This is a genomic window from Plesiomonas sp. ZOR0011, from assembly GCF_000800945.1.
GTDB classification, from domain to species: domain Bacteria; phylum Pseudomonadota; class Gammaproteobacteria; order Enterobacterales; family CAMTGL01; genus Plesiomonas; species Plesiomonas shigelloides.
The window spans coordinates 1-10,814 of the sequence record NZ_JRKB01000023.1 but is presented as its reverse complement, the minus strand read 5'-3'; the positions used below and the strand labels follow the sequence as shown (position 1 = coordinate 10,814).

Below are 10,814 nucleotides of genomic sequence, written 5' to 3'. Positions count from 1 at the left end.
GAATTGGTAGACGCGCTAGCTTCAGGTGTTAGTGTCTTAACGGACGTGAGGGTTCAAGTCCCTCTCTTCGCACCAACAATTAACGGCGAAAGCCGTTTTTTTGTATCTAAAATTCGCCCCACACAGCCTCAGTGCACGATTTCCCTGTCCTTTTCGTCAACCAGCGCCCCTTAACCGAGCTTCCCCGTAAGCACTTACTCACTATCTTGCTTACTTGCCACGCCACGTACACTGGCTATCTCTTGTTACTCATTTGGCTCCACGATTTCATTATCCCTTCAATACCCGCTTTACAGCGCCGGTTGATGCGGTGAGCGGCCATAGACGCCCAGTTGCATAACGCGTACTCAACGCCTTCTTCTCCCGTTAAAAACGTTAATTTGTATCTGCGCGTCAATTACACGAATAATTGCACCACTTCGCAAAATTACACCACTAAATCACAATAATCTGTCTCTTTTCCTGCACTCTCCTTACCATTCACGTTAAAACCCGTCGGCATTTTTTCCAAAATCATCCGGAAAATTAACGAGAAATGGCATTACACGAGCGTGCATACAAAAAACTACAACCCAAGCTGATGCTGGCCTTTTTATTGTTCAGCATTATTCCGTTTAGTTTTGCTGCTTGGTTCCTGCTCAAAGTCCATGCCACCGATTTAACCGAACAGACCAACAACTATTTGGTTGCGGTACGTGACATCAAAAAAAATCAGCTCAATGACTATTTCCACTCCTTAGAAGAACAAGTGCTGGGCTTTGTGAATACCGAACTGGCCACCGCCGCGGGCGGACGCTTTTATGGTTTGGTCAATGCCTTCCAAATGCTGGGCGATAATGACGATGAAGCCCGCAAAAATGCCCAGAATCGTTATATTCCGGGCAGTGGTGATAAACCCAATAACCTGATTAAAAACGAAACTCCGCAAGGTTACGGAGCCTATGTGGGTAGTGAGCGCTACCGTCTGTTACATAGCCGCTTTCATCCCTCGTTTGTTGAAAAGCTGCGTTTTTCCGATTTTTCCGACATCTTGATTGCCAATACCCAAGGCGATGTGGTTTATTCGGTGACTAAAAATCGTAATTTCGGCACCAACTTACTGCATGGCCAATGGAAACAAACCGGACTGGCGAACGCCTTTCGGCAAACCTTAAAAACGGTACAGCAAGATGACAGCGGCAGTGCCACCAGCAATAAAACTCCGCTGATTTTTATCGATTTCTCCACCGATCCCGTGACCAAAGAGCACACCGCTTATTTGGCCGCGCCGGTCAGTCAAAATGGCTATTTGCACTCTATTTTTATCTTCCAGCTGACCAAGCGCAAACTGAACAGTATCTTGAGTGATGCAACTTTACTCGGCCACACCAGCTCTATTTTGTTGGTCGGTCCCGATCACATTGCGCGCGGTATTACGCCGATTTACAGCAAACAAACCGGCAGCTTACAGCAGCTCAGCGCCCCTTTTATTACCCAAGCGTTAGAAGGCCACACCGGTAACGGGATCAGTCGCTCGATTGACGGTTCAGCCGTGATTGCCGCCTACACCCCACTGGATGTGTTCGGCCAACATTGGGCGCTACTCACCGAAATGACCACCGAAGAGGCCTTTGCTCGGATCGCCGCACTGAAAAAGCTGTTCTTGGCGATGATGGCGCTGACCTTGGCCGCCGTCATTTTGGCCTCGCACTGGCTTTCGAACTCCATCACCGCCCCGCTGCTCAAACTGATGGAAGCGGCACGTGAAGTGGCCGACGGCAATTTGGATCACCCGATCGCCGGCCAAAACCGCACCGATGAGCTCGGCAGTCTGGCCAAAAGCTTTGCCTTTATGCAGGCCTCGATTCGCGATCAGCTGGATTTAATCAAAGCACAAAACGATGAATTAGAGCAGAAAGTGGCATTAATCGAGCAGCAAAACAAAGAGTTGCAGGTAGCCGATAAGCTCAAAGATGAGTTTTTGGCCAATACCTCGCATGAGCTGCGCACCCCACTGCACGGCATGTTAGGGATTGCCGAATCCATGTTGGCCGGCGCCGCTGGACCTCTCACGCCGCAGCAAGAGCATCAGCTGCATATGGTTGCCAAGAGCGGACATCGGCTGGCCAAGCTGGTTAACGAACTGCTCGACTACCACAAGATGCGCTACGGCGATCTGGAGCTGTACTTACAGCCGGTTGATGTCACCGCCGCGGCCAGCGTGGTGATTGAGTTATCGCAACATTTGGTCGCCGACAAACCGCTGAAAATCGTCAATCGCCTCGGTCACGATCTGCCCACCGTGATGGCCGATGAGCAACGTCTGGAGCAGATTCTATATAACCTGCTCGGCAATGCCATCAAGTTCACCACCGAAGGTAAAATCATCCTGTCCGCCAGCCATGATGAGCAGTATCTGACCCTGTCGGTGCGCGACACCGGGCCTGGGATCGAGCCAGACATGCTGGCCACCATTTTTGAGCCACTGGTCCAAGCCGGTCAGCAGCACAGCGCGGGGCTCGGACTGGGTTTGAGCATCAGTCGCCAATTAGTCGAACTGATGCACGGCAGCTTATCAGTACACTCCGAACCATTGGTCGGCTCCACATTCAGTTTCCACCTACCGCTTGCCACGGCAGGTGCCGCGGCCCAGAGCGTGCGAAGCGACAGCGCACCGCTCACCACAACCTCACGCTTACCGCCGCTGACTTCTCAGGGCGTCAATGCGGTACAACCAACCGTGCCGAGTCTGCCGCAATCGACCGATAACGCTCATCCGGCGGCGCGGATCCTGATTGTGGATGATGAGCCGATCAATATTCAGATCCTGTACAACTATCTGAGTCTGTCCGGCTTTAGCCTCGATAGTGTCACCCACGGCGAGGCGGCCATTGCCTACTGTTTACAACACGAACCCGATATTGTGTTGTTGGATGTCATGATGCCGGAAATCACCGGCTACGATGTCTGTAAGGCGCTGCGCGAACACTTTGACCGCCTGCAGCTGCCGGTGATTATGCTGACCGCCTTAAGCCAACCAGAAGAGATCGTGCGCGGCTTCAGCGCCGGCGCCAATGACTACCTAACCAAACCGTTTTGCCAAGAAGAGCTGCTGGCGCGCATTCAAGCCCAGCTCGATACCCGCCGTTTGGCCGGTATTGAGCAAGAAAACCAACAGCTGCAAGATACCTTGAATGCCGAGCAACAGCTGACCCAGCACCTAAAAGAGATCCAACAACGTCTCTTAACCTTGCTCGAGCACAGTGCAGAGCCAATTCTGCTGACCGATACCCGCGGCAAAATCACCTTAGCCAACAAAGCGGCGGAAACCCTGCTCAGCGTTCCGGAAGCTGAGCTGGCCCTGCATACCCTCAAAGATTGGCTTGCTGAGCCACTCGAGCAGCTGTTACCGGCCAGTCGTGAGTTCTATCAAGGCGAAGTGACACTCACCATTAATGGCGAAAGTAAGCCGTACAACCTGCAACTGTCACGCTTGCCGGCCAGCAGCGAGTTAGGTTATCTGGTGCTGTTCAATACCCGCGTTGAATTACCAACCCATCGGGTACAAGCGCTAGAAAATGCCCTCGAATCGGTGGTTTCCTTTGCCAGTGAAGGCAATCAAGCCACCTTGAGCCAATTACGCGAATTGGGGAGCGAATTTGCCGAACTGGCCGAGCGCCTGCAATGCAGTGAAGAGCGCGATGCAAAGCTGCGGGAAAACATGGTCAAAGCCATGAAACTGGCACTGGCTTATTGGGAAGAGAGTACCGGCAAGGGCAAATTTGATTTAGCCGAGCAAAGTGGCCTGTGGCGCGTCTACATTGACCGCGGCACCTTGCAGACTCGAACGATGGATAAATACCTGCAAATTGAAACCCTACCGAAAACGCCGCGCTGGCGCACGGTCATGAGTACGCTGGATTTTGTGCTGCAACAAGCGCGCAAACGTAGCGACAACCGCACCGTACTGGAAAATCTACGCCAACAGCTGCAATTGCTGCTTAAATAACGCTGTCGTAGCCTCACGTCATACCAACGGCACACTGGCACACCGGCGCCAGTGTAGCCATAAAAAGCGCCGAACTTTCATCGCGCCGCGCCGTCTTGTTATCCGTACCCGTCGAGTGAGTCACGGCCATCGACTAACCTTGTCTGGCCATTGCGCCAACAACTCTCTTGCGAGGGGCTCATGCTCCCACGTAACCGATTCGTTCCCCCGGAGCCTGATAACAAGCCATCTAGCGCTCACCGCCCGGCCTTGATCTCTTTTTCTCTTCATTACCTCGGCGCGATAGCTACATCTATGACTTCATTGATTACTACATCCACGACCCCACCATCTTCTCACTGTTTAATCATTAACCAATTAGCCCCTGCGCATCGAGCGAACCCGCTTTGTGCACCAAGTCATATTTTCAGGGCAGAAATAAGTCGCGATGAGGAAGGTATCAGCGCTCTCGGGAGCACTCAAATTGGGTCAATTTGTGGCGCTTTCAGGCCAATATGACCAGAAGATGACGGGTTTGAGATACCAATCACAGGATTTCAAGCGCTTAATTTTTACGCAGGCGAAAAAACAACGCCGTCAGTTTGCTTGCATTATTTTACGGATGAAAATAATAAACTCACTTAAAAAACATAAGGTTATAATTAATGCAAAATATCACACTTATTGCATTTAACCGGAACCACTGCGACACATTTCACATCCTGTTTTAGCCTCTGTAAAAGCGACGGAATAATTTTGCCGTTTTTAACGAGAAAACGTCGGAGTTTTACGATATTAACGAAAGCACTGATTGACGCTTTTGGTAAACAGGCGTTTCCTTAACGTGCTGAAGCAGGAAACACCACCGTTACGACGGGGAGAGAAATAGGAGATGTATAACGGTGGTCCACAGCAAGTAAGCCGATTTAGTTTTCCAGATTTGAAAACTTACGGACTTACCACTGCATCAAAACCAATAAGCAAATAGTAAGGAACAGCTATGCTTAGGAAGACTAAAATTGCGGTAGCACTGTTAGCAGCAGTCACATCTGGCCTCTCCGCAACTGCAACTGTTGCGGCAGAAAAATCAATGGTTACCATTGTGCCTGATTTTTTCACCGCGTTTGTTAGAAACTTTAACCCGTACCTGAACACCTCACTGCGTACCACTAATGACTTCATCTATGAACCATTAGTCGTATTCAACGAAATGAAAGGCAACGAGCCGGTATTCCGTCTGGCCACTGGTTTTACCATGGCACCGGATCTGAAGAGCATCACTTTCGACATCCGTGATGGCGTGAAATGGTCTGATGGACAACCATTCACTGCTGATGACGTCGTGTTCTCTTTCGATATGGTCAAAAAGCACCCAGAAATGGATTCCGTAGGTATCTACAAGTGGATCTCTAAAGCAGAGAAAGTTGGCCCGAACAAGGTCAAGTTTGATCTGGTAGAAGTGAATACTGCGGTTGCCAACGAAATCGTTAAGGTTCCAGTCGTTGCTAAGCACGTATGGGAAAAAGTCAAAGATCCAGTGACTTTCACCAACGAAAACCCTGTCGGTACCGGTCCTTATACCCAGATCGAGACTTTCACTCCACAACTGTACGTACAGTGTGAAAACCCGAACTACTGGCAAAAAGACCAGGTTAAAGTTGACTGTCTGCGCATGCCGCAAATCGCCAACAACGATCAGCTGCTGGCTAAGATCGTTAACAGCGAGCTGGACTGGACGTCTTCCTTCATTCCTGACATCGACCGTACTTATGCTGCGGCATCACCAAACCACAAGTACTGGTATACCCCAGCAGGTACTACCGCATTCGTTCTGAACTACACCAGCCCGAACGCTGCAGTGAACGAAGCCATTAACAACGTTGACTTCCGCCGCGCCTTCTCCATGGCTCTGGATCGTCAAGCTATCATCGACATCGCGGCCTACGGTAACGGTGTGGTGAACGACTACGCTTCCGGTATTGGTCCAGCATTCAAAAACTGGGCAAGCGAAGATACTCACAACAAGTACAAGCCATTCATGACGCACGACGTGAAAGGCGCTAAAGAGCTGCTGGCGAAAGCAGGCTTTAAAGATACTAACGGTGACGGCTTCGTAGAAACCCCAAGCGGTAAGAAACTGGAACTGACCGTAATCAGCCCGAACGGCTGGACTGACTTCAACAACGTAGTACAGCTGGGTGTAGAACAACTGGCTGACGTCGGCATCAAAGCGAAAGCGGCCACCCCTGAATTTGCTGTCCTGAACACCAAGATGGCGAAAGGTGACTACGATGCAGCGTTCACCAACTACTTCCACGGTCCAACACCGTTCAAGTATTTCGACACCGCGTTCAACTCGAAGTACCAAGGTGGCGAGCAGTTCGGTCGCTTCGCTATGCACCACTACAAAGATGCTGAGCTGGACAAGCTGCTGGACTCTTTCAACAAGACCGCAGACAAGAAAGAACAGCATGAGATCATGAATAAGATCCAAGAGCGCATCGCGTCTCAGCAGATCACTATTCCGGTCTACAGTGGCGTAGAGTTCTTCCAGTACAACACCAAGCGTTTCGACGGTTGGTTTAACGAGAAGAACCCGGTTGCCCGTCCACAAATCTGGAACGGCTACCCAGAGCGTTTACTGCAAGTACTGTCTCTGACTCCTAAGCAGTCTTAATTAACCCAGGGCCTGGGGTTGGCTCAGGCCTTACGTTAATACTCAACCCCCTGAGTATCCGCCAAGCAAGCTGGCTGAACGGAGCCAGGGGGTTTTCTTTACCCTAATAATTATAAAAAGCTGTACCAGAAAGGAAACCAGGACACAAATTCTTAAGGAAAGGTGTGAGCTATGGGCTTTTTTATTAGACGTTTATCGTTTTATCTCGTCGCATTTATGGTCGCCGCGACGATAAATTTTGCGCTTCCTCGCGCAATGCCGGGTGATCCTGTCACCATGATGTTTGCTTCTGCCACCGCGCAGGTAACGCCGGAAAAAATCGAAGCACTGAAAAAAATGTTCGGGTTTGTGGATGCGCCTCTTTGGGAGCAATACCTGACCTACATCAAGAGTATCTTCAGCGGTAACTTGGGCGTATCTACTCAGTTCTTCCCTGCCACTGTTAACGATGTACTGGCCTCGGCATTTGGTTGGTCACTGTTCCTCGCCGGTACCGCGATTATCGTCGCCTTTGCCATCGGCTCCGTAATGGGGATCTTCGCCGCTTGGTTCCGTGGCAGCCGTTATGACTCTTTTGCTTCGCCACTGATGATGGTGTTCCAAGCCGTGCCTCCGGTGGTGGTTGCACTGTTGGCCCTGTTCATCTTTGGGGTCGGTCTGCAATGGTTCCCGACCAGCTACGCCTTTACTCCAGGCTCCGAGCCCGAGTTTAGTCTGACATTCATCTCCGATGTCATGTACCACGCCATTTTGCCAGTGGGTTGCGCCGCGCTGATTCAGGTTGGGGGCTTCCTGATCACCATGCGTAACAACATGATCAACTTGCTGAACGAAGACTTCATCACCATGGCCAAAGCCAAAGGCTTGAGCCAGAACCGTGTGGTATTCAACTACGCAGCACGTAACGCCATCCTGCCAACCGTAACGGCACTGTCGATGGCGCTGGGTACCGCAATCGGTGGTCAGCTGATTATCGAGATTGTCTTTAACTACCCGGGCCTTGGCACCGTGCTCTACAAAGCCATTTTGGCACGTGACTACCAGGTCATTCAGGGACAACTGCTGTTGATGTGTATCTTTATGCTGGCCTTCAACTTCATCGCTGACCTGCTGTACGTCGTTCTGGATCCGCGTCTGCGTAAGGGAGGAAACTAAGCATGCGTATGCCAAATTTTGTCAAAATTGTGCTCGGTAACCCGAAAGCACTGGTCGGCTCCGGCATCATCATTGCCTTCATCCTGTTGGCGCTGTCGGCCTCGTTCATCACCACCCATGTGCCAGATAAGCGTGTTGGCCGTCCACACGAAGCACCAAGTGCTGAACACGTCATGGGCACCACCCGTATGGGCCGTGACGTGATGAGCCAAGTGATCCACGGCGGTAAAGTTTCCCTCGCTGTGGGTTTTGGCGCCGGGATCATCGTTTGTACCCTCGCCGTTGCGATGGGCGTCACTGCCGGTTACTTCGGTGGCAAGATTGATGAAGTCCTGACTTTCTTTATGAACGTGATGCTGGTTATTCCGCAATTGCCGCTCTTGTTCGTCCTTGCAGCCTTTATCGGTCAGGCGAGTCCTTTCGTCATCACACTCATAATAGGCTTCACGTCATGGGCGTGGGGCGCACGGGTGGTACGCGCACAGACCATGTCACTGCGTGAGAAGGAGTTTGTTAAAGCCGCCGAACTGCTGGGTGAACCGTCTTGGCGCATCATTCTGGTCGAAATTCTGCCGAACCTGATGTCCATCATTGGTGCGTCCTTCATCGGCTCGGTGATGTACGCCATCATGACCGAAGCAACCTTGGAATACTTAGGTCTGGGTGACCCAAATATCGTTAGCTGGGGCATCATGCTGTACAACGTACAAACCTCCTCGGCCATTCTGGTCGGCGCCTGGTGGGAAGTGGTCGCACCATGTCTGGCTCTGATTATTCTGGTTATCGGTCTGGCTCTGCTGAACTTTGCCGTCGATGAAATTGCCAACCCGCAGCTGCGCTCACAAAAAGGCATGCAACGCTGGAAGTCTATGATGCGTAAACAGCAGGAGGAAATAGCATGAGTAAGGATATTCAGCTGGAAATCCGCAACCTGTGCGTTGATTACATTACTGATGCCGGCGATGTGCGTGCGGTCAACAATGTCAGCTTTGATATCAAAAAAGGCGAGATCTTCGGTCTGGCCGGTGAATCCGGTTGCGGTAAAAGTACCGTCGCCTTCTCGGCTATGCGCCTGCACAAACCGCCTGCATTTATCACTGGCGGAGAGATCCTGTTCGATGGACAGGACATCCTAAAATTCAGCGAAGCGAAGATGACCAAGTTTCGCTGGGAAAGCATCAGTATGGTGTTCCAAAGCGCCATGAACTCACTCAACCCAGTACTGACGCTGGAAGAGCAGTTCTGTGACGTACTGATGGCCCACACCAACATGACCCGCGAGCAGGCGATCCGCCGCGCCGAAGGTCTGCTGGAGATTGTGGATATTCACCCAAGCCGTCTGCGCGACTATCCGCACCAGTTCTCCGGCGGTATGCGCCAGCGTCTGGTAATTGCCATTGCTTTGGCGCTCAATCCAAAACTGATCATCATGGATGAGCCAACCACCGCACTGGACGTCGTTGTACAGCGTGAAATCCTGCAAAAGATCTATGCACTGAAAGAAGAATTCGGCTTCTCGATTCTGTTCATTACTCACGATCTGAGCTTGATGGTCGAGTTTACCGACCGGATCGGCATCATGTATGCCGGTGAACTGGCGGAAGTCGCACCATCTAAGGAGATCCTGACCAAGCCGTATCACCCGTACACCGAAGGGCTGTCTAACTCCTTCCCACCGATGTTTGGTCCGAAGACGCCGCTAACTGGCATCCCAGGCAACCCGCTGAACTTGCTGGAAATTCCGGTAGGCTGCCGTTTCCAAGCGCGCTGCCCGAAAGCCACACAGCAATGTTTTAGCGAGTACACCAAACTGCATCAGGTTGAACCGCATCGATTTACCAACTGCCATCTGTTTACCCAGCAGGCTGCGCAAAAACTGGTTGTCGGGTAAGGAGTGGAAATATGTCGAATATCGTAGAACTGCCAATTGTTGAAGGGAAAAATCTGATTAAGGATTTCCCAATCAACAGCCATGCCCTCAACAAGCCAATGATGCGGGCACTGAATGACGTGTCGTTTAAACTCTACCGCCGCCGTGCGCTGGCGGTGGTGGGTGAGTCGGGCTCAGGTAAAAGTACCACTGCCCGGATCATCGCCAAGATGTACCACCAAAACGGCGGCCAGATTACCTATAAAGGCCGCAATATTGATGACATCAAATCCCGTCATGATCTGCTGAACTACCGGGCGGCGATTCAGATGGTGTGGCAAGATCCGTTCGGTTCATTGAACCCAACCCACACTATTTATCACCACATTGCACGCCCACTGCTGCTGCACAAAAAAGTGAGCTCTCAGGCTGAGTGCCGTGAGCGCGTGTACCAGCTGCTGGAGCAAGTGGGTCTGGTGCCGGTGAAAGCCACCTCAGAAAAATACCCGCACCAGCTCTCCGGCGGTCAACGTCAGCGGGTCAACATTGCCCGCAACTTGGCGGTAGAAGCCGATGTGGTACTGGCGGATGAACCAACCTCCATGCTGGACGTTTCGATTCGTGCTGGGGTGCTCAACTTACTGGAAGAGATGAAGCACGAAAACGACATGGCGATGATGTACATCACCCACGATATCGCCACCGCGCGTTATCTGGCAGAAGACATTGCCGTTATGTACGTTGGGCACATGGTGGAATGGGGTGATACCGAAGAGGTGATCCATCATCCTCAGCATCCGTACACCAAGCTGCTGATCTCGGCGGTACCGGATCCGAGCAAGAGTATCCACGCCAAGCTGGAAGGAGAAAAGGGCGAGATCCCGCTCTGGACACCAGACAGCGTCGGCTGTCCGTTCGCCGGACGCTGTACACACGCCACGGCCAAATGTACCGAAGCACTGCCCGAAGTGACTCAGCTTGGCAGTAACCACTTCGTTCGTTGCCACCTGTTTACATCATAAGGAACCAGCCATGCTGCTAGTAAACCATCTCGGCTACGAGCGGCACGGCGCAAAACAGGCGGTGCTGCAAGCACCGCCTGGTCTGCGCGGCCAGCAAGCCGGTCTATACCGTGAGGAAGACCA

6 protein-coding genes are annotated in these 10,814 nt (G+C 51.7%); all 6 read left to right on the top strand.

Annotation, left to right across the window (positions count from 1 at the left end; all coding sequences use genetic code 11):
* Positions 1–535: 535 nt before the first annotated feature.
* Entirely contained in the window at positions 536–3,988 is a 3,453-nt protein-coding gene (locus tag L975_RS03925) for a response regulator (RefSeq protein WP_039044615.1), read from the top strand.
* A gap of 979 nt (positions 3,989–4,967) precedes the next feature.
* Positions 4,968–6,644, top strand: a complete 1,677-nt coding sequence (locus tag L975_RS03915) for an ABC transporter substrate-binding protein (RefSeq protein ID WP_036768638.1) — start codon at positions 4,968–4,970, stop codon at positions 6,642–6,644.
* A gap of 171 nt (positions 6,645–6,815) precedes the next feature.
* A complete protein-coding gene (locus L975_RS03910) occupies positions 6,816–7,799 on the top strand; it encodes an ABC transporter permease (RefSeq protein ID WP_047707322.1) in 984 nt (327 codons plus the stop codon).
* Between the two features lie 2 nt (positions 7,800–7,801).
* Positions 7,802–8,701, top strand: a complete 900-nt coding sequence (locus L975_RS03905; protein WP_010862511.1) for an ABC transporter permease — start codon at positions 7,802–7,804, stop codon at positions 8,699–8,701.
* Entirely contained in the window at positions 8,698–9,690 is a 993-nt protein-coding gene (locus tag L975_RS03900; protein ID WP_010862512.1) for an ABC transporter ATP-binding protein, read from the top strand. The genes L975_RS03905 and L975_RS03900 overlap by 4 nt, the downstream gene beginning before the upstream one ends.
* An 11-nt stretch (positions 9,691–9,701) precedes the next feature.
* On the top strand, positions 9,702–10,691 hold the full coding sequence (locus L975_RS03895; protein WP_039044617.1) for an ABC transporter ATP-binding protein: 990 nt from the start codon (positions 9,702–9,704) through the stop codon (positions 10,689–10,691).
* The last annotated feature ends 123 nt before the right edge of the window (positions 10,692–10,814 follow it).